Genomic DNA, 19,259 nt, shown 5'->3' with positions numbered 1-19,259 from the left:
GGTCATTCCTCCGCCTTGTGCACCAGCTTGCCGCCTATCCAGGTTTGCAGCACACGCGTCTTGAGCAGGGCTGCGGGCGAGGAGGTCAGCGGGTCGCGGTCGACGAGGATGAAGTCGGCGCGATGTCCGGGCGTCAGCGAGCCGAGGTCCTTCTCGGCGTGGCCCGCAAAGGCGGCGCCGCGCGTGAAGCAGTCCAGGGCCTGGACGGGGTTGAGAGCCTGCTGGCGGTACCAGCCGCCGATGGGCTTGGCCGTAGCGTCCTCGCGCGTGATGGCGGCGTAGAGCCCGGCCCAGGGGCTGGGCTCCTCGACCGGGAAGTCCGAGCCGCAGGCCAGCCGGGCGCCGCTCTTGAGCAGGCGCTGCCAGGCATAGGCGCCCTGGATGCGCTGGGGGCCGACGCGGTCCTCGGCCATGTTCATGTCGGACGTTGCATGCGTGGGCTGGATGGAGGCGATGACCTGGTCCTTGGCGAAGCGCGGGATGTCGGCCAGGGCCACGACCTGGGCGTGCTCGATGCGGTGGCGCAGCTGGGTGCTGCGCGCGCCCATCTCCTTGGCCAGGGCCTCGTAGCCGGCCAGCACCTGGTGGTTGGCCGCGTCGCCGATGGCATGGACATTGACCTGGAAGCCGGCCTTGGCCGCCGCGCGCATCAGTGCTTGCAGGTCGGTGTCACTGCGGAACAGCAGGCCGCGGGTCTGTGGCGCGTCCGAATAGGGCGCCAGCAGGGCAGCGCCACGGCTGCCCAGGGCGCCGTCGGCAAACAGCTTGATGGCGCGCAGTGTGTAGTGGCCGTCGCCGGCGTCCAGCAGCGGCCCGGCGGCGCGCAGCCTGGCCATGAAGGCTTCGTCGCTGCCGCGGGCCATGCCGTAGATGCGCATCTTGAGCAGGCCGGCGGCGGCGCGCTGACGCAGCAATTGATCGGCGGCGGCCGAGATGCCAGCGTCATGGGCCGTGGTGATGCCAAGGGACAGCAGCTCGCGCTCGGCGGTGTCGAGGTTGGCGGCGAGCTCGGTTGCATCCTCGGCCGGCACCTGGCGTTCGACCAGACCCATGGCGGCGTCGACGAGCACGCCGGTGGCCTCGCCGTTGGCATCGCGCTCGATGCGACCGCCGCTCGGGTCGGGCGTGTCACGCGTGATGCCGGCCAGTTGCAGGGCCCGGCTGTTGGCCCAGCCGGCATGGCCGTCGACGCGGGTCAGCCAGACCGGGCGTCGGCTTTCGGCGGTATCCAGCTCGGTCGCGGTCGGGAAGCGGCCCAGCTTCCACACGGCCTGGTTCCAGCCGCCGCCGGTGATCCACGCCGCTTCGGGCCGGGCCTCGGCATGGGCCTGGATGGCGGCGAGTGCGGCGGCGATGTCGACCGTGTCGCGCAGCTGCAGGCTGCGTCGCGCGGCGCCGAGGGACAGCACATGGCCGTGGGCGTCGATGAGACCGGGCATCAGCACGCGGCCACCGGCATCGACGCGCTGCATGTCGCCGCCCGGCAGGTCGCCGAGCTTGCCCAGAGCCAGCACGCGGCCGTCGGCGCCGACCTGCATGGCGTCGAAGCGGACGACGCGGCCGCGCTCGTCCAGCGTCAGGCCGCGGGCGTTGTGGACGAGCAGGGCCTGGGCGGAAACGGCACCGCCGCCAAGAAGCATCAAGGCGGCGGAGAGCAGTGTCTTTAGTCGCATTTACGCAGTCTCGGCCATTGCGGCCGGCCTGCGAGTGGGCTATTTCCCGAGGCAGTTGCCGTTGTAGGCCTCTTCGGCCGCCTTCTTGTTGAGGCGCTCGGTCTCGTTCTCGACGCGGTGGTTGCGCAGCGCGTCGCGCAAGGCCACGCACTTGTCACGCAGGCGCTCGGCGTCCTGGCGCGAGCGCTCGGCCTCGGTGCGCTGGGCCAGCTGGCTCTCACGCTGCTTGCGCTTGGCATCGCTGGCCAGGCGGCGGGCGTAGCTGTCGTCCTCGCTGCAGTCGCGCGAGTATTCGCGGCGCAGGTCGTTGACGGTGGCTGAGCCGACGCCGCGAGCGGGTCCGGTGCGGATGGCTTCGCTGATTTCCGCGCAACGTTGGCTTAGATAGCGGTGATGCTCGGGCGCCTGATCCATGCCCGGCGTGGGCGTCTGGTAGGACGTCGTCGTGCGGGCCGGACCGATGGAGCCCATGGGCGGCGGGCTGCTTCCCGCGCAGGGCTTGTCGGTGATCACGACGGAGCCGCTGACTTCGCAGCGGTAGGTGGCCGCAAAGGCGGCCGGCGTGAGGCAGAGCAGCGCGAGCAGCGCCGGCAGGATTCGGAAGCTCATGGTTCGGTGGTCGTCCCTGAACCTCGAATTGTCCGGGCCGCCCTCCGGTCGCATCACCCTCAGCCGGGTGGGATTCCCTTCGCCACCACGCCGGCGTGAGACTTTTTTCGCGCTGTTTTCAGCTCATGCCCTGGTGGCGCAGCAGCGCATCGATGCGCGGCTCGCGGCCGCGGAAGGCCTTGAAGTTGTCGATGGCATCGCGCGCCCCGCCTTGCTCCAGCACCTCATTGAGGAAGCGCTTGCCGGTGGCGGCGTTGAACACGCCTTCTTCCTCGAAGGCGCTCCAGGCATCGGCGCTGAGCAGTTCGGCCCATTTGTAGCTGTAGTAGCCCGCCGCATAGCCGCCCGCGAAGATGTGGGAGAAGCTGTGCTGGAAGCGGTTGAAGGCCGGCGGGATCAGCACGGCGACTTCGGCGCGCACTTCGTCCAGCACCTTCTGCACATCGGCTTCCGCTCCCGGCTCGCCGTGCAGGCGCATGTCGAACAGCGCGAACTCGATCTGGCGCAGCGTCATCAGGCCGCTCTGGAAGTTCTTGGCCGCGGTCATCTTGTCGAAGAGCTCGCGCGGCAGCGGCTCGCCGCTGTCGACATGGCCGCTGAGCTGCTGCAGCACATCCCATTCCCAGCAGAAGTTCTCCATGAACTGGCTGGGCAGCTCGACCGCGTCCCATTCGACGCCGGAGATGCCGGACACGCCGAGGTCGTTGACCTGGGTCAGCATGTGATGCAGGCCGTGGCCGAACTCGTGGAAGAGGGTGATGACGTCGTCGTGGGTCAGCAGCGCCGGTTTGTCGCCGACAGGCGAGGCGAAGTTGCAGACGAGCTGGGCGACCGGCGTCTGCTGTTCACCCGTGGGCTTGAGCCAGCGGCCGCGCACCTCGTCCATCCAGGCGCCGGGGCGCTTGCCGGTGCGGGCGTAGAGGTCGAGGTAGAACTGGGCGATGAGCTTGCCGCCGCGCTTTAGCTCGTAGAACTTGACGGTCTCGTGCCAGACCGAGGCCTTGGCCTCCGTGATCGACACGTCGAAGAGGCGCTCGATGATGGAGAACAGGCCCGGGACGACCTTGGTCGCCGTGAAGTACTGCTTCACCGTCTGGTCGCTGAAGGCGTAGCGGGCTTCCTTGAGCTTTTCGCTCCAGTAGGACACGTCCCAGCTCTCCAGGGGCTGGCCCTTGGAGAACTCAAGCAGCTCGGCGAGGTCCTTCTCGGCGAAGGGGCGGGCGCGCTTGGCGAGGTCACGCAGGAAGCTCGTGACCTCCGCGGTCGACGAGGCCATCTTGGGCGCGAGGGACACCTCAGCAAAGCTGGCATAGCCCAGCAACTGGGCCTCTTCCTGGCGCAGGGCGACGATCTCGCGCATGGCGGCCGTGTTGTCCCACTCGGCCTTGCCAGCCTCGCTCGCACGGGTCACGTAGGCGCGGTAGAGCTTCTCGCGCAGTTCGCGGTTCTCCGCGTACTGCATGACGGGCAGGTAGACCGGGAAATGCAGGGTCAGCTTGTGGCCGCCGTCGTCGAGTCGGGTGGCATCCAGCAGGTCCTGCGGCACGCCGGCCAGTTCCTCGGCCGTCGCGACGTAGCTCCAGCCGTCGGTCGCGTCCAGCACATGCTCGCTGAACTGCTGCTGCAGCTCGGCGCTACGCTCCTGGATGGCGGCATAGCGCTCGCGGGCCGCGCCCTGCAGCTCGGCGCCTGACAGCACGAAGTTGCGGATGGCATGCTTGAGGACCTGCTGGCGCGCGGCACTCAGGCTGGAACCCTGCGCGGCGACGACAGCCTTGTACTTGGCGAACAGGGCCTCGTTGGCACCCATGGCCGTGCTGAACTCGGTCACGGCGGGCAGCATGGCGTTGAAGGCCTCGCGCAGCGCCGGCGTGTCGGCCACGGCATTCAGGTGGCCGACGGCACCCCAGGCCGCGCCCAGGCGTTCCGTGGCGGTGTCGAGGATGCTCGACAGCGCGTCGTAGTCGGCCGGCGTCTCGGGTTTCGTGGCCTCGTCGAGAGCGGCTTGGGCCTCGGCCAGCAGCTCAGTGATGGCCGGCTGGACATGCTCGGGCGTGATGGCCGCGAACTCGGGCAGGGCGGCGGTGGACAGCAGGGGATTCGTCATATCAGGCGGACTTGAGGCTTCGCTCCGCGGATTCAAGCGTGTTCACCAGCAACATGGCAATGGTCATAGGACCCACGCCACCGGGAACCGGCGTGATAAAGCCGGCCACGTCCTTGACGCCGTCGAAATCGACGTCGCCGCAGAGCTTGCCTTCGTCGTTGCGGTTCATGCCCACGTCGATGACGACGGCGCCGGGCTTGACCATGTCGGCGGTCAGCACATTGCGCTTGCCGACGGCGGCGACGATGACGTCGGCCTGGCGGGTCATGGCGCCCAGGTCGGCCGTGCCGCTGTGGCAGACCGTGACGGTGGCGTTGGCGGCCAGCAGCATCAGGGCCATGGGCTTGCCGACGATATTGCTGCGGCCGATGACGACGGCGTGCTTGCCGCGCAAGTCCTTCATGCCGATGCTTTCCAGCATCTTCATGCAGCCATAGGGCGTGCAGGCCTTGAAACCAGGCTCGCCCACCATCAACGCACCGGCGCTGGCGACGTGGAAGCCGTCGACGTCCTTGGCGGGCGAGATGGATTCGATGACCTTGTGGTCGTCGATGTGCTTGGGCAGGGGCAGCTGCACCAGGATGCCGTGGATGCTGGGGTCGTTGTTCAGGGCTTCGACGCGGGCCAGCAACTCGGCTTCGGTCATGGTGGCGTCGTACTTCTCCAGCACCGAATGGATGCCGGCCTCCTCGCAGGCCTTGACCTTGTTGCGCACATAGACCTGGCTGGCGGGGTTGTCGCCCACCAGCACGACGGCGAGGCCGGGCTGTTTGCCCTGGGCGGTCAGCGCAGCGGCGCGTTGGGCGACTTCGGCGCGGGTGGCCTTGGACAGGGCGAGGCCGTCGATGAGTTGGGCGGTCATGGCAGTGATGCTTTCTGGAATGCAAAAGGCCGCTGGGGTGCAGCGGCCTTTGAAAGGGAGTCGGGGATCAGGCCTTGGCGGTCGCGCCCAAGGCAATCTTGAGCAGGTCCGCCACCGTGTTGGCGTTGAGCTTTTCCATGATGTTGGCGCGATGCGCCTCGACCGTCTTGATGCTGATGCCGAGGTCGTCGGCGATCTGCTTGTTCAGGCGGCCAGCGACGATGCGCTCCAGCACCTGCGCCTCGCGGGTCGTCAGGCGGGCCAGCAGGGCATCGCGGCTGGCGGCTTCCTGGTGGCTGGAGAAGGCGTCGCGGGCCTGGTCGAGCATGCGCTCCACCAGGGCCAGCAGCTCTTCTTCCTTGAAGGGCTTCTCGATGAAGTCCATCGCGCCCTTCTTCATGGTCTGCACCGCCATGGGCACGTCGCCGTGGCCGGTGATGAAGACGATGGGCAGGGGGCTCTTGCGCTCGATGAGGCGGTCCTGGAGTTCCAGGCCGGTCATGCCATCCATGCGGATGTCGGCGATGAGGCAGGCGACCTCACGGGGGTCGTAGCGGGCCAGGAAGGATTCCGCGGAGTCAAAACACTTGACCCGGTAGTCCTTGCCTTCGAGAAGCCACTGCAGGGAGTCGCGGACCGCTTCGTCGTCATCGACAACGTAGACGTTGCCCTTCTTGGGGATCAAGCTCATGGTGCTGTGGGTTCTGTTCTCTGAGCGCTGCCGAGGAGGCTTTGCGGAGCCTCCTGCCGGAGCTGTTCTGAGGTGATGGTGACGGGTATCGTGAAGGCGAATCGGCAGCCAACAACCAGGGAGCCATTGTAGAGGTTCTCGGCTTTTATCCGGCCCTGGTGGGACTCGACGATAGACCGGCATAACCCTAATCCGATGCCCAATCCGTCGGCTTTTGTCGAGAAAAATGCCTCATACATGCGGGCCAGCACCTCATCGGGCAAACCCGGCCCCATGTCGGTGACCGAGAACTCGATCTGCCCGCCCAGCTCGGCGCTGTGCTTGGGGACGACCCGCAATTCGATGTGCCGGCGCGAGGTCGGGAGCGACGCGTTGTCGATGGCTTCGGCGGCGTTCTTCAGCAGGTTCATCAGCACCTGCTCGATCAGGATGGGGTCCACCATCAGTTGCGGCAGGCGCTGGGCCACATAGGTGTGGATGGCGACGGTGCGCCGGCGCAGCTCGATGCCAGCCAGCTCCACGGCGTCCTCGACGATGTCGGCTGCATGGGCCGGCTGGCGCTGCGGCTCGCTGCGCTTCACGAAGTTGCGGATGCGGTGAATGATCTGGCCCGCCCGCTCTGCCTGCTTGGCGGTCTTGGACAGGGCCGCCATCAACGCGTCCTTGTCGATGCTGTCGTTGCGCACCCGGCTGACCATGCCGTTGCAGTAGTTGGTGATGGCCGTCAGCGGCTGGTTCAGCTCATGGGCCACGCTGGAGGCCATCTCGCCCATGGTCATCAGCCGGCTGGTGACCTGGGCCTTCTCGGCCTGCAGGGCGGCTTGCGCCTCGGCGTGGCGGCGCATGGTGATGTCGGTCGCGATCAGCATCTGGGCCAGGCGGCCGTCGGTCCACTGCAGATAGCGGGCGCGGACGTCGAACCACATGGCCAGCGACTCGACATAGACCTCGCGCGGGTCGGAGCCGGTCTCGGTCAGGGCCTCCGCGGGCAGGCCGGAATAGTCGTCGACCTCGTCCTCGCCGTCGCCCAGGCCGCCGCGGCGGCTGGTGGTGCCCATCAAATGGCCGCCCGCCAGCAGGGCGTGGCCGGCCGGATCGGCGCCGAACCACAGGCGGTAGCTGCGGTTGGCGAACAGCAGCTCGGGTGGCTGCACGGACAGCACCGACACGGCTGCATCCAGGCCTTCCAGCACGGTGGTGAAGCGCTCGTGCGAGGCCGAGAGCTGGTCGCGCACGCGCTTGGCCTCGGTGATGTTGGTCATCGAGGTCATCCAGCCGGTCTGCTTGCCCTTGGTGTCGACCAGCGGCGACACATAGACGCGGGCGTCGAACTGGCTGCCGTCCTTGCGCTGGATCTTCACCTCGACGCCACCCGAGGGGCTGCGGCCCTGCAGTTCCTGTTGCAGCAGGCGTGCGTTCTCTTCGCGGCGGTCGGCGGGCCAGAAGGGGTAGGGCGGCGTGCGGCCCACCAGGTCAGCCTCCGAGAAGCCCGTCATCGCGCAGAAGGCCGGGTTCACGTAGGTGATGCGCGTGTCCATGTCCATGGCGCGCATGCCGGTCAGCATGGAGTTCTCCATGGCGCGGCGGAAATTGGTCTCCAGCGTCAGCGCGTTCTGGATCTGGGTGCGACGGCGCATATGGCGCCAGGTGCCCAGCAGCATCCAGACCGTCATGCCCGCCAGGGCCAGCACCAGCCAGAACAAGGCGTTGTTGATGAGGCCGATGGAGGTGCGCCAGCCCTGGCCGCGCAGCACGAGGCCGTTCAGCGCGGGCGCCAGCGGCACGTCGTGCAGCAGGGAGGCGCGGCGCAGCACCTGGCCGGGCATGGGCGTGACGGTGCTGCTGACGATCTGGTCGCGCGCATCCAGCACGGCGATGCTGTGGCGGGTGGCCACCTCGCTGGGCACGTAATAGCGCAGCAGCGACTCGACGGTGTATTCGGCGATCAGCACGCCGGCGAAGCCGCCGCGGTCGATCAGCGGGATGTGCAGCTGGAAGACGGTGGTGCCGTTGGCGTCGGTGAAGGGCGGTGAATAGACCGGCTGGCGCCTTTCCTTGGCGGCCTCGAAGGCGATGGCCGCCGCATTGGACTGGTTGGCCATGGGCATCGACGGGTCGTCGCTGTCCGCCGTCATCAGCCCGTCGGCCTGGAAGCCCGCCGCGCCCACGCTGCTGCGGCGCTCGCGCTTGGCGCTCAGCCAGGTCACATGCGTCAGCTCGGGGCGCTCGCGGGCGAAGGCCTGGGCCTGGGCGGAGAACTCGTGGGCGTCGATTTGGCGCGTGACGACCTCGCGGGCGATGCGCACCAGCTGCTCCTGGTTCTCGATCAGGCGCAGGCGGATCTGCTGCTGGGCGATCTCGGTGTCGCGCTTGACCGACTCGGTCTCGCGCTCGATTTCCTCGTTACGCAAGTACCAGAAGGCCGAAATGATGGCCGCCAGGAAAAGCAGCACCGAGATCAGCGGGCCCAGGGTGGCCAGGCGGTCCTGGCGCGAGGGCGATTGCCGGAACCACCAGGTGGCGACGAAGCGGCGCAGCGGCGCCAGCATGCGTTGACCGCGTGAGGGGATCTCGGGGGCGGGGGAATCGAGGGACATCGGCAAATTATCCGGGCGGGTTTGGATGTGACAATTTCATATTAAGAAATCATCTCGCACCATTTGGGAAATGGCAGGGCTTGTGAGACACTCCGGCCGCTCGCGGGTCTCGGCCTGCGCTTCGCACCCTGTTAGAACAGCCACTTCCGCCCGCCGTAGGCGGATTTACCAGGAGACACGGCCATGTCAGCCCAGCCGCAAGAGTTTCTCGGCGCCGCCGCGAACGACCAAGATCCGACGGAAACCAAGGAGTGGCTGGACGCCCTCTCGGCCGTCATCGACCGTGAAGGCGCCGAGCGCGCCCACTTCCTGATCGAGGAGATGCTGGAGCATGCCCGCCACCACAGCATCGACCTGCCGTTCTCGGCCACCACCGGCTATGTGAACACCATCGAGGCCGACCAGGAAGCCCGCTGCCCCGGCAATATCCAGATCGAGAAGCGCCTGCGCGCCTATATGCGCTGGAACGCCATGGCCATGGTGGTGCGCGCCAACCGACTGCACCCCGCCGACGGCGGCGACCTGGGCGGCCACATCGGCTCCTTCGCCTCGGTGGCCAGCATGTTCGGCGCCGGCTTCAACCATTTCTGGCATGCCGCCAGCGAAGACCACGGCGGTGACTGCCTCTACATCCAGGGCCACAGCGCGCCCGGCATCTATGCCCGCGCCTTCCTGGAAGGCCGCCTGAGCGAAGAGCAGCTGGACAACTTCCGCCAGGAAGTCGACGGCAAGGGCCTGTCCAGCTACCCGCACCCGAAGCTGATGCCCAACTTCTGGCAGTTCCCGACCGTCTCCATGGGCCTGGGCCCCTTGATGGCGATCTACCAGGCGCGCTTCCTGAAGTATCTGCACGCCCGCGGCATCGCCAACACCGAGAACCGCAAGGTCTGGGCCTTCATGGGCGACGGCGAGATGGACGAGCCTGAAAGCCTGGGCGCCATCGGCCTGGCCGTGCGCGAGAACCTCGACAACCTCGTCTTCGTCGTCAACTGCAATCTGCAGCGCCTGGACGGCCCGGTGCGCGGCAACGGCAAGATCATCCAGGAGCTGGAAGGCGAGTTCCGCGGTGCCGGCTGGAACGTCATCAAGCTGATCTGGGGCAAGGGCTGGGACGAGCTGCTGGCGCGCGACAAGAGCGGCAAGCTCAAGCAGCTGATGATGGAGACGCTGGACGGCGACTACCAGGCCATGAAGGCCAACGACGGCGCCTTCGTCCGCAAGAACTTCTTCGGCAAATACCCCGAGACCGCCAAGCTCGTTGCCCACATGAGCGACGAAGAGATCTTCGAACTGCGCCGTGGCGGCCACGAGCCGGAGAAGGTCTACGCCGCCTTCGAGAAGGCCCACAACAACAAGACGGGCCAGCCCACCGTGCTGCTGGTCAAGACCGTCAAGGGCTATGGCATGGGCAAGGCCGGTGAAGGCAAGAACACCGTCCACCAGACCAAGAAGCTGACCGACGAGGACATCAAGTACATCCGTGACCGCTTCAACATCCCGGTGCCGGACAGCGAGCTGCCCAAGATCCCGTATTACAAGCCTGCCGACGACACGCCGGAGATGCGCTATCTGCACGAGCGCCGCCAGGCCCTGGGCGGCTATCTGCCCGCTCGCCGCGCCAAGGCCGACGAGCAGTTCAAGGTGCCCGAGCTGGCCACCTTCCAGGCCGTGCTGGACCCGACCGCCGAAGGCCGCGAGATCTCGACGACCCAGGCCTATGTGCGCTTCCTGACGCAACTGCTGCGCGACAAGGAGATCGGCCCGCGCGTCGTGCCCATCCTCGTCGACGAGGCCCGCACCTTCGGCATGGAAGGCCTGTTCCGCCAGATCGGCATCTACAACCCCAAGGGTCAGCTGTACACGCCGGTCGACAAGGACCAGGTCATGTACTACCGCGAGGACAAGGCCGGCCAGATCCTGCAGGAAGGCATCAACGAAGCCGGCGGCATGGCCAGCTGGATCGCTGCGGCGACGTCGTACTCGACGAACAACCGCGTGATGATCCCGTTCTACGTCTACTACTCGATGTTCGGCTTCCAGCGCATCGGTGACCTGGCCTGGGCGGCGGGCGACATGCAGGCGCGCGGCTTCCTGCTGGGCGGCACGTCGGGCCGCACGACGCTGAACGGCGAAGGCCTGCAGCACGAAGACGGCCACAGCCACATCCTGGCCGGCACGATTCCGAACTGCATCAGCTACGACCCGACCTTCGCCCACGAAGTGGCGGTCATCATGCAGCGCGGCTTGAAGCGCATGGTCGAAGACCAGGAAAACGTCTTTTACTACATCACCCTGCTGAACGAGAACTACCCCATGCCCGGGCTCAAGGCCGGCACCGAGGAGCAGATCCTCAAGGGCATGTATCTGCTGGAAGAGGCCGATGCTTCCAAGTCCCTCAGCGTCAACCTGCTGGGCTCGGGCACCATCCTGCGCGAAAGCCAGGTCGCCAAGATGCTGCTGGAAGAGGACTGGGGCGTCGGCGCCAACGTGTGGAGCTGCCCGAGCTTCAACGAGCTGGCCCGCGACGGCCAGAACGCCGAGCGCTGGAACCTGCTGCACCCGACCGAACTCGCCTGCGTGCCTTATGTGACGCAGCAGCTCGGCCACACCCAGGGCCCGGTCATCGCGTCGACCGACTACATGAAGAACTACGCCGAGCAGATCCGCGCCTACGTCCCCAAGGGCCGTTCCTACAAGGTGCTCGGCACCGACGGCTTCGGCCGCAGCGACTTCCGCTCCAAGCTGCGCGAGCACTTCGAGATCAACCGCCACTACATCGTCGTGGCCGCGCTCAAGGCCCTGGCCGACGATGGTGCGATCCCCGTCGAGAAGGTGGCTGAAGCCATCGCCAAGTACGGCATCGACATCAACAAGATCAACCCGCTCTACGCCTGAGCCCCGGGGGAGACACAAACATGGCATTGGTTGAAGTCAAGGTTCCCGACATCGGCGATTTCGACGAGGTCGGCGTCATCGAGGTGCTGGTCAAGGTCGGCGACACCGTCAAGGTCGAGCAAAGCCTGGTGACGGTGGAGAGCGACAAGGCATCGATGGAAATCCCGTCCTCGCAGGCCGGCGTCGTCAAAGAGATCAAGGTCGTCGTCGGCGACAAGGTCAAGGAAGGCAGCGTGTTGGTGGTCGTGGAAGGTGAGGGCGCTGTTGCCGCTGCGCCGGCCGCCCCGGCTTCCGCTGCGGCTGCACCGGCTCCTGCCGCTGAAGCGCCCGCTCCGGCCGCCGCTGCACCGGCCCCCGCGGCCGGCGGCACGATCACCGTCGAAGTGCCGGACATCGGCGACTTCGACGAAGTGGCCGTCATCGAGCTGCTCGTCAAGGTGGGCGACACCGTCAAGGTCGAGCAGAGCCTGGTTACCGTCGAAAGCGACAAGGCCTCGATGGAGATCCCGTCGTCGACGGCCGGCGTCGTCGAAGAACTGCTGGTCAAGGTCGGCGACAAGGTCAGCAAGGGTTCGGCCCTGGCCCGCGTGAAGTCCGCCGGTGGTGCTCCTGCCGCCGCTGCGTCCGCACCGGCTGCCGCCGCTCCGGCTCCCGCTGCGGGAGCACCCGTTGCTGCTGCTGCTGCGCCGGTCGCTGCCGCTGCGTTGCCGGCCCACCAGCCCACCGCGCCGACGGGTCAACTGCCCCATGCCTCGCCCAGCATCCGCAAGCTCGCCCGCGAGCTCGGTGTGCCGCTGGCCGAAGTGAAGGGCAGCGGCGCCAAGGGCCGCATCGTCGAGAGCGACATCCAGGGCTTCGTCAAGTCCGTCATGTCGGGCGCCGTGCAGACCGCCGCGCAAAAGGCTGCGGTCCCCGCGGCTGCTGCCGCCGGTGGTGGCACGGGCCTCAACCTGCTGGCCTGGCCCAAGGTCGATTTCGAGAAGTTCGGTGCCGTCGAGCGCAAGGAACTGTCGCGCATCAAGAAGATCTCGGGCGCCAACCTGCATCGCAACTGGGTCGTCATTCCGCACGTCACCAATCACGACGATGCCGACATCACCGAACTCGAGGCCTTCCGCGTCCAGCTGAACAAGGAGAACGAGAAGGCCGGCATCAAGGTCACGATGCTGGCGTTCATGATCAAGGCGGCCGTGGCGGCGCTGAAGAAGTTCCCCGAGTTCAACAGCTCGCTGGACGGCGACACGCTGGTGCTGAAGAACTACTTCCACATCGGCTTCGCGGCCGACACGCCCAACGGCCTGGTCGTGCCCGTCATCAAGGACGCCGACAAGAAGGGCATCTTCCAGATCAGCGCCGAGATGTCGGAGTTGGCCAAGAAGGCGCGCGACGGCAAGCTGGGCCCGGCCGACATGAGCGGCGGCTGCTTCTCGATCTCGTCCCTGGGCGGCATCGGCGGCAAGTACTTCACGCCCATCATCAATGCGCCCGAGGTGTCCATCATGGGCGTCTGCAAGAGCTCGATCGAGCCGGTCTGGGACGGCAAGGCCTTCCAGCCGCGCCTGATCCTGCCGCTGTCGCTGAGCTGGGACCACCGCGTCATCGACGGCGCCGCTGCCGCGCGCTTCAACGTCTACTTCGCGTCGCTGCTGGCGGACTTCCGCCGCATCGCCCTGTGATCGGGAGCTGAACTCATGGCACTCATTGAAGTTCAAGTTCCCGACATCGGCGATTTCGACGAAGTCGGCGTCATCGAGGTGCTGGTCAAGGCCGGCGACACCGTCAAGGTCGAGCAGAGCCTGATCACCGTCGAAAGCGACAAGGCATCGATGGAGATTCCGTCGTCTGCCGCTGGCGTGGTCAAGGAGCTGAAGGTCAAGATCGGCGACAAGGTCGCCAAGGGCTCGGTCGTGCTGACGCTGGAGTCGGCCGATGCCGCTGCTCCCGCGCCGGCTCCGGCCGCTGCGGCGCCTGCGCCGGCTGCTGCCACGGTCCAAGCCCCTGCTGCTGCGACCTACAGCGGTAGTGCCGATCAAGCCTTCGACCTGGTCGTCCTCGGCGGCGGCCCTGGCGGCTATTCGGCCGCCTTCCGCGCCGCCGACCTGGGCCTCAAGGTCGCCATCGTCGAGCGTTACGCGACGCTGGGCGGCGTGTGCCTGAACGTCGGCTGCATCCCGTCCAAGGCGCTGCTGCACGTCGCGGCCGTCATGGACGAGGCCAGCCACATGGCCGACCTGGGCGTCGTCTTCGGCGCGCCCACCGTCGACATCGACAAGCTGCGTGCGCACAAGAACAAGGTGACGGCCAAGCTGACCGGCGGCCTCGCGGCCATGGCCAAGATGCGCAAGGTCACCGTGCTGCGCGGCGTCGGCTCGCTGCTGGACGCCCAGCACCTGAAGGTCGAAGCCACCGAAGGCGCCGTGGGCCAGGCCAAGACCGGCGCGGCCCAGACCGTGGCCTTCAAGCGCCTCATCATCGCGGCCGGTTCCCAGGCCGTGCGCCTGCCCTTCCTGCCCAACGACCCGCGCATCGTCGACTCGACCGGCGCGCTGGAGATGGGTGTCAAGCCGCAGAAGATGCTCATCGTCGGCGGCGGCATCATCGGCCTGGAAATGGGCACGGTGTACTCGACGCTGGGCGCGCGCCTGGACGTGGTCGAAATGCTGCCCACGCTGATGACGGGCGCCGACCGCGACCTCGTCAAGGTCTGGCAGAAGTTCAACCAGGGCCGCTTCGACAACATCATGTTGAACACCAAGACGGTCGCGGCCGAAGCCAGGCCCGACGGCATCTACGTCACCTTCGAAGGCGAGGGCGCGCCCAAGGAGGCTCAGCGCTACGACCTGGTGCTGCAGGCCGTGGGCCGCACGCCCAATGGCAAGAAGATAGCCGCCGAGAACGCCGGCGTCGTCGTCGGCGACCGCGGCTTCATCCCGGTCGACGTGCAGATGCGCACCAACGTGGCCAACATCTTCGCCATCGGCGACATCGTCGGCCAGCCCATGCTGGCCCACAAGGCGGTGCACGAAGGCCATGTGGCGGCCGAGGTCTGCGCCGGCGAACTGCTGGGTGACGACAAGCTCAAGAAGAGCCAGTTCGACGCTCGCGTGATCCCGAGCGTCGCCTACACCGACCCCGAGGTCGCCTGGGTGGGCATGACCGAGGACGAGGCCAAGGCCAAGGGCATCAAGTTCACCAAGGGCCTGTTCCCCTGGACGGCTTCGGGCCGCGCCATCGCCAACGGCCGCGACGAGGGCTTCACCAAGCTGATCTTCGATGACGAGAGCCACCGCATCATCGGCGGCGGCATCGTCGGCACCCATGCCGGCGACATGATCGGCGAGATCGCCCTGGCCATCGAGATGGGCGCGGACGCGGTGGACATCGGCAAGACCATCCATCCGCACCCGACGCTGGGAGAATCGCTCGGCATGGCGGCTGAAGTGGCGCACGGTTCCTGCACCGACGTGCCGCCAGTCCGCAAAAAGTAAGCGCGCAGCGCTTCAAGAAAACAGGCCCGCTCCGGCAACGGACGGGCCTGTTGCTTTTGGCACCGTGGGTTTTGCCTGCGTGGGTTTTCCCGCCGTGACGAATCGCAGCGCCCGTCCACCGGTGCGCCAATTCGTCCCATGACGGCCCTGACGACACGACTGCAACGCCTGGTGCTGCTGCGCCCCGGCGAAGGCCGTGCGCTGCTGTACGCGGCGGCCTATTTCTTCTTCCTGCTGCTCGCCCTCTACCTGCTGCGACCGGTACGCGAGGCCATGGGCATTGCGCGTGGCGCCGACTGGTTGCCCTGGCTGATGACGACCACCCTGGTCGTCATGCTGGTCGTCAACCCGGTCTATGCGACCCTGGTGTCACGCCTGCCGCGCCGGCGCTTCATCCCGCTGGTGGCCCACTTCTTCGCCGCCAATCTGCTGGTGTTCGCCGCGCTCTTCTACGCCCTGCCCGGGCATGGCGGCAACCTGCTGGGCTATGCCTTCTACGTGTGGCTGAGCGTCTTCAACCTCTTCGTCGTGTCGGTGTTCTGGAGCCTGATGGCCGACGTCTTCACCGAGGACCAGGGCAAGCGGCTGTTCGGCATGATCTCCATGGGCGGCACGCTGGGGGCGGTTGTCGGCGCCGCGGTGACCCAGGGCGTCAGCAGTGGCGACTGGAGCTTCAAGGTCGAGCCGGCCGGCCTGATGCTGCTCGCGGTGCTGGGCCTGGAGGTGGCGGTGTTCTGCATGCTGCGCCTGGCGGTCCACTTCAAGCTGTCGTCGGGCGAAGGCCAGCGGGCCCGCGAACCCGGTCCCGACTTCAAGGCCGGCCTGAAGGCCATCGCGGCTTCGCGCTATCTGCAGCTGATCTGCGCCTACATGCTGCTGTTCACCATCACGTCGACCTTCCTCTACCTGATGCAGGGCGATATCGTCGCCAAAAGCTTCGCCAGCCCGGCCGAGCGCACGGCGGCCTTCGCCAAGCTGGACTTCTGGACCAATGTGCTGACGCTGACCGTGCAGTTGCTGCTGACCAGCCGCCTGCTGCGCGGCATCGGCGTGTCGGGCGTGCTGCTGGTGCTGCCGCTCCTGACGACGCTGGGCTTCGGCGCGCTGGCCCTGTGGCCCAGCTTCCTGGCGCTGGCCCTGGTGCAGGTGCTGCGCCGCGGCATCCACTATGCGGTGGACCGGCCGGCGCGCGAGATCCTCTACATCCCGCTGGGGCCGGAGGAGCGCTACAAGTCCAAGGCCTTCATCGACACCTTCGTCTTCCGCGGCGGCGACTTCCTCGGCGTCTGGGCGCCGACGCTGTTCGCCGCGTTGCTGGTCCCGGTCTCGCTGGCGGCGCTGGGTTGTGCCGGTGCCTGGGTTGCTTTCGCGGGATGGCTGGGTCGGCTCGTGAACCGTCGCCATCACGAGCACGCTGACACCGCGCCGCTGCCTTTCAATCACAAGGAGACTCCCACATGAAGATCCACCCCTCGCGTCGACAGGTCCTGCAGATGAGCGCCACCCTGCTGCCCGGAGCCGCCTTCGCGGCGGCCACCCCCGCGCCCAAGCGCATCCTCATCCTCGGTGGCACCGGCTTCCTCGGCCCGGCCATCGTCGAGGCGGCGCGGGCGCGCGGCCACACGCTGACCTTGTTCAACCGCGGCAAGACGCGCCCGGGCCTGTTTCCCGACATCGAGAAGCGCCAGGGCGACCGCGACCCGCTGAAGGGCGAGGGCATCAAGTCGCTGGAGACCGGCGAGTGGGATGCCGTCATCGACGACTCGGGCTACTACCCGCGCATGGTCGGCGCCTCGGCGCAACTGCTGGCGCCGCGGGTCAAGCACTACATCTTCATCTCCAGCATCAGCGCCTACAAGGAGCCCAGCCCGATCAATGGCGACGAGAACTCGCCGCTGGCCGTGCTGGCCGACCCCAAGGTCGAGGAGATGGGCAAGGGCTTCGAGAACTACGGCGGGCTCAAGGCCGCCTGCGAGGCGGCCGCCGAAGCGGCGCTGCCCGGCCGCACGACGGTGGTCCGCCCCGGCTTCATCGTCGGCCCCGACGACCCGACCGGCCGCTTCACTTACTGGCCGGCCCGCTTCGACAAGGGCGGCGAGATCGCCGTGCCCGGCGCGCCGACCGACCCGCTGCAACTCATCGACGTGCGCGACCTGGCCGAGTGGCTGGTGCTGATGGTCGAGAACCGCACCATCGGCGTCTTCAACGGTCTGGGGCCGGACAAGCCCATGACCTGGGGCCGCGTCATCGCCGCCTGCCAGAAGGCCACGCCCACGGCAAGCACGCTGACCTGGATCCCCGGCGAGTTCGTCGCCAAGCAGGAGGGCATCGACTTCCCGATCTGGGCACCCTATGCCGGCGAGACCCAGGGCTTCCACACCTGGCAGAACGGCCGCGCCGTCAAGGCCGGGCTGCGCTTTCGGCCCGTCGAGCAGACGGTGGCCGACACCCTGGCCTGGTACCAGGGCCAGCTGAAGGAGGAGAAGGGCCGCACCAAGATGGCCTTCACGCCCGAGCAGGAAGCCGAGATGCTGAAGCGCTGGAAGGCGGCCAAGGCCGGTTGAGTGGCCTGAGCGGCCTGAGGGCTAACGTCAAGCCTCAGGGGCCGGGCGCGTCGCCACAATGGGGCCATGACCTTCTTCTACTGGTTCATGGCCTGCGTGATGGCCGCCACCCTGCTGCCGTCGGCCCTCTACATGGGCATCTATGTCTTCACTGGCGCCGATGAGGCGCTGGAGAGGGCGCGCAAGTTCTGGACCTTCCTGCGCGTCTTCACGCTGCTGGGCTTCAACCTGATGCTCTGGGGGCATGTGGTCGTCGCGGCCTGGCAACTGGTCCACTGAGGACCGATCAGAGGCGCGACGGGTACATCGCCGGGCAGTTGGCCGTGCCGAAACGGTCCACCGGCATGCGAAAGCGCATGCCCACCCGCAGCTGCTTCCAGTGCTCGGGGTCGAGGCGGCAGACCCAGGCGTGGTCGTCGCGGTCGCGCAGTTCGATCTCGAAATAGGCCTCGCGCTTGCCCAGGCGCTCGCTGCCCGCCTGCCCGGGCGCGGCCATGCGCAGTGGCGGGCGCGGCCAGTCGGGATGGTCGTCGGGGCCGCCTTCGGTCTTGGCGATCCAGCTGCGGCGCCAGGCGAGCGTGCTGTAGCGGCAGTGCTCACTGGGCTCGGCCCGCTTGCCGGTGGGATCGGCGATGGTGCGGCGGCTGATGTCGAAGGCGCCCTCGGGCAACTCGTCGCACCAGTCGGAGCCGGACTCGGCGCGCAGGCGCTCGACGATGACCTCCATGCGCCAGCCGCGCCGGGTCAGCTCGACGGCGACGCCCGCCGGGCCGAACACTTTCCAGGCCAGCGCGATCGTGGTGCCCACCACCATGACGGCGAGGACGATGACGCGCAGGCGGGGCAGTTTCACGCGGCGTCGAACTGCGCGCTGATGGCCTCTTCCCACTGGGCCAGTTCGTCCCAGCCGATGTGCAGCCATTCCATGGCGGCCTGGTGGTGACCGGCCCAGTCAGCGTCTTCCGGCAGGCCCTCGTGGCGGCGCATCAGGTGCTCGGCGATCAGGCCGGCGGCGATCAGCGTGTGGATCTCGGGCTCGATGCCGTCATGGCCCAGCGAAGCGAAGTCGTGATGCAGCCGAATGGCCGCCATCAGCGGCGGCGGCAGGTTCCACACCCGCACCACCAGGGCGCCGACGACGGCATGGTCGGTCTTGTGGTTGGCGTTCTCGGTGGCGATATAGGGGCGGTCGATGCGGGCGCCGGCCTCCACCATGGTGGCCGCGTAGCCACGCACGCTCTGCAGCAGCACCGGCATGCCGACGTGCAGGAAGAGGCCGAAGCTGTGCGCCAGATCAGGGGACAGGCCCGGCAGCTGCTGGGCAATGATGGCCATGGCGATGGCGCGCTTGGTGCTGCGCTCCCAGAAGCGCGCCAGCTGCGGCGCGTTGACGGGGATGGCGTGCTGGGCCAGGAAGCCGGTCATGACGGCCACGCTCTCGCGCAGGCCGATGCGCGTCATGGCCTGGCCGACGGTGGTGCAGGGCAGGCCGACGGGCTTGAACAGCGGGCCGTTGGCGATGCGCAGCAGCGTGGCGGCCATGGCCACGTCGCTGGAGGCGATGCGCCCGACCAGGTTGAGGTCGGGCTCGGGCTGGCTCATGGCTTGCTGCAGCTGGGCCAGCAGTTCCGGGCAGGGCGGGATCTGGATCTGCTGCAGGGGACCGCGGCGGCGCGACTGGTCGAGGTCGTCGCGGATCTGCTGCGTCCGCGCGCCGTGAGGGCGAGAGACGTGGGAAGGTGCCGGGTTCTGCATAGCCAAAAATCTTAGAGC

General features: G+C 67.6%; 14 protein-coding genes. 6 read left to right on the top strand and 8 right to left on the bottom strand.

Annotation, left to right across the window (positions count from 1 at the left end; all coding sequences use genetic code 11):
* Positions 1-2 precede the first annotated feature (2 nt).
* The 6 genes from AC3WOE_RS08145 to AC3WOE_RS08120 form a co-directional block, all read right to left on the bottom strand.
* The gene (locus AC3WOE_RS08145) at positions 3-1,673 is read right to left on the bottom strand and encodes an amidohydrolase (protein WP_492689591.1); all 1,671 of its coding nucleotides are present in this window, start codon (positions 1,671-1,673) and stop codon (positions 3-5) included.
* 39 nt (positions 1,674-1,712) lie between these two features.
* Complete coding sequence (locus tag AC3WOE_RS08140; RefSeq protein WP_492689590.1) at positions 1,713-2,282, bottom strand: hypothetical protein; 570 nt, start codon at positions 2,280-2,282, stop codon at positions 1,713-1,715.
* A 118-nt stretch (positions 2,283-2,400) separates the two neighbouring features.
* Positions 2,401-4,389, bottom strand: coding sequence for a M3 family metallopeptidase (locus AC3WOE_RS08135; protein WP_492689589.1), 1,989 nt, complete (start codon positions 4,387-4,389; stop codon positions 2,401-2,403).
* Position 4,390: 1 nt separating this feature from the next.
* Entirely contained in the window at positions 4,391-5,251 is an 861-nt protein-coding gene (gene folD, locus AC3WOE_RS08130; protein ID WP_492689587.1) for a bifunctional methylenetetrahydrofolate dehydrogenase/methenyltetrahydrofolate cyclohydrolase FolD, read from the bottom strand.
* Positions 5,252-5,318: 67 nt separating this feature from the next.
* Positions 5,319-5,942 carry a response regulator transcription factor gene (locus tag AC3WOE_RS08125; RefSeq protein ID WP_088483486.1) on the bottom strand — a complete coding sequence of 208 codons (624 nt, stop codon included), beginning with the start codon at positions 5,940-5,942 and terminating at the stop codon, positions 5,319-5,321.
* Positions 5,939-8,539 (bottom strand): PAS domain S-box protein, encoded by a 2,601-nt coding sequence (locus AC3WOE_RS08120; protein WP_492689585.1) that lies wholly within the window; start codon positions 8,537-8,539, stop codon positions 5,939-5,941. The genes AC3WOE_RS08125 and AC3WOE_RS08120 overlap by 4 nt, the downstream gene beginning before the upstream one ends.
* A gap of 183 nt (positions 8,540-8,722) precedes the next feature.
* Between AC3WOE_RS08120 and aceE the strand changes: the two genes are divergently transcribed.
* The 6 genes from aceE (at position 8,723) to AC3WOE_RS08090 (ending at position 17,765) form a co-directional block, all read left to right on the top strand.
* Positions 8,723-11,434: a pyruvate dehydrogenase (acetyl-transferring), homodimeric type gene (gene aceE, locus AC3WOE_RS08115; protein WP_492689584.1), complete on the top strand. Its 2,712-nt coding sequence runs from the start codon at positions 8,723-8,725 to the stop codon at positions 11,432-11,434.
* A gap of 20 nt (positions 11,435-11,454) precedes the next feature.
* Positions 11,455-13,110, top strand: coding sequence for a dihydrolipoyllysine-residue acetyltransferase (gene aceF, locus AC3WOE_RS08110; protein ID WP_492689583.1), 1,656 nt, complete (start codon positions 11,455-11,457; stop codon positions 13,108-13,110).
* A 15-nt stretch (positions 13,111-13,125) separates the two neighbouring features.
* Positions 13,126-14,922 (top strand): dihydrolipoyl dehydrogenase, encoded by a 1,797-nt coding sequence (gene lpdA / locus AC3WOE_RS08105; RefSeq protein WP_492689581.1) that lies wholly within the window; start codon positions 13,126-13,128, stop codon positions 14,920-14,922.
* Positions 14,923-15,060: 138 nt separating this feature from the next.
* Entirely contained in the window at positions 15,061-16,383 is a 1,323-nt protein-coding gene (locus AC3WOE_RS08100) for an NTP/NDP exchange transporter (RefSeq protein ID WP_492689580.1), read from the top strand.
* Positions 16,380-17,486, top strand: coding sequence for an NAD-dependent epimerase/dehydratase family protein (locus tag AC3WOE_RS08095; RefSeq protein ID WP_492689578.1), 1,107 nt, complete (start codon positions 16,380-16,382; stop codon positions 17,484-17,486). The genes AC3WOE_RS08100 and AC3WOE_RS08095 overlap by 4 nt, the downstream gene beginning before the upstream one ends.
* A 66-nt stretch (positions 17,487-17,552) precedes the next feature.
* Positions 17,553-17,765 (top strand): hypothetical protein, encoded by a 213-nt coding sequence (locus tag AC3WOE_RS08090; protein ID WP_492689577.1) that lies wholly within the window; start codon positions 17,553-17,555, stop codon positions 17,763-17,765.
* A gap of 7 nt (positions 17,766-17,772) precedes the next feature.
* Here AC3WOE_RS08090 and AC3WOE_RS08085 read toward each other — a convergent pair whose 3' ends face one another.
* Complete coding sequence (locus tag AC3WOE_RS08085; protein ID WP_492689575.1) at positions 17,773-18,339, bottom strand: hypothetical protein; 567 nt, start codon at positions 18,337-18,339, stop codon at positions 17,773-17,775.
* Positions 18,336-19,241, bottom strand: a complete 906-nt coding sequence (locus tag AC3WOE_RS08080) for an HDOD domain-containing protein (protein ID WP_492689574.1) — start codon at positions 19,239-19,241, stop codon at positions 18,336-18,338. The genes AC3WOE_RS08085 and AC3WOE_RS08080 overlap by 4 nt, the downstream gene beginning before the upstream one ends.
* Positions 19,242-19,259: the final 18 nt, after the last annotated feature.

The organism is Roseateles sp. FW305-36 (assembly GCF_058787015.1).
Note: the sequence above shows the minus strand (reverse complement) of the source record. Positions and strands in the feature narration are given on the sequence as shown.

What these genes read in the sequence shown, in the direction of transcription:
- AC3WOE_RS08145 (WP_492689591.1), bottom strand. Translation starts at nt 1,673, where the DNA reads ATGCGACTAAAGACACTGCTCTCCGCCGCCTTGATGCTTCTTGGCGGC.
- AC3WOE_RS08140 (WP_492689590.1), bottom strand. Translation starts at nt 2,282, where the DNA reads ATGAGCTTCCGAATCCTGCCGGCGCTGCTCGCGCTGCTCTGCCTCACG.
- AC3WOE_RS08135 (WP_492689589.1), bottom strand. Translation starts at nt 4,389, where the DNA reads ATGACGAATCCCCTGCTGTCCACCGCCGCCCTGCCCGAGTTCGCGGCC.
- folD (WP_492689587.1), bottom strand. Translation starts at nt 5,251, where the DNA reads ATGACCGCCCAACTCATCGACGGCCTCGCCCTGTCCAAGGCCACCCGC.
- AC3WOE_RS08125 (WP_088483486.1), bottom strand. Translation starts at nt 5,942, where the DNA reads ATGAGCTTGATCCCCAAGAAGGGCAACGTCTACGTTGTCGATGACGAC.
- AC3WOE_RS08120 (WP_492689585.1), bottom strand. Translation starts at nt 8,539, where the DNA reads ATGTCCCTCGATTCCCCCGCCCCCGAGATCCCCTCACGCGGTCAACGC.
- aceE (WP_492689584.1), top strand. Translation starts at nt 8,723, where the DNA reads ATGTCAGCCCAGCCGCAAGAGTTTCTCGGCGCCGCCGCGAACGACCAA.
- aceF (WP_492689583.1), top strand. Translation starts at nt 11,455, where the DNA reads ATGGCATTGGTTGAAGTCAAGGTTCCCGACATCGGCGATTTCGACGAG.
- lpdA (WP_492689581.1), top strand. Translation starts at nt 13,126, where the DNA reads ATGGCACTCATTGAAGTTCAAGTTCCCGACATCGGCGATTTCGACGAA.
- AC3WOE_RS08100 (WP_492689580.1), top strand. Translation starts at nt 15,061, where the DNA reads ATGACGGCCCTGACGACACGACTGCAACGCCTGGTGCTGCTGCGCCCC.
- AC3WOE_RS08095 (WP_492689578.1), top strand. Translation starts at nt 16,380, where the DNA reads ATGAAGATCCACCCCTCGCGTCGACAGGTCCTGCAGATGAGCGCCACC.
- AC3WOE_RS08090 (WP_492689577.1), top strand. Translation starts at nt 17,553, where the DNA reads ATGACCTTCTTCTACTGGTTCATGGCCTGCGTGATGGCCGCCACCCTG.
- AC3WOE_RS08080 (WP_492689574.1), bottom strand. Translation starts at nt 19,241, where the DNA reads ATGCAGAACCCGGCACCTTCCCACGTCTCTCGCCCTCACGGCGCGCGG.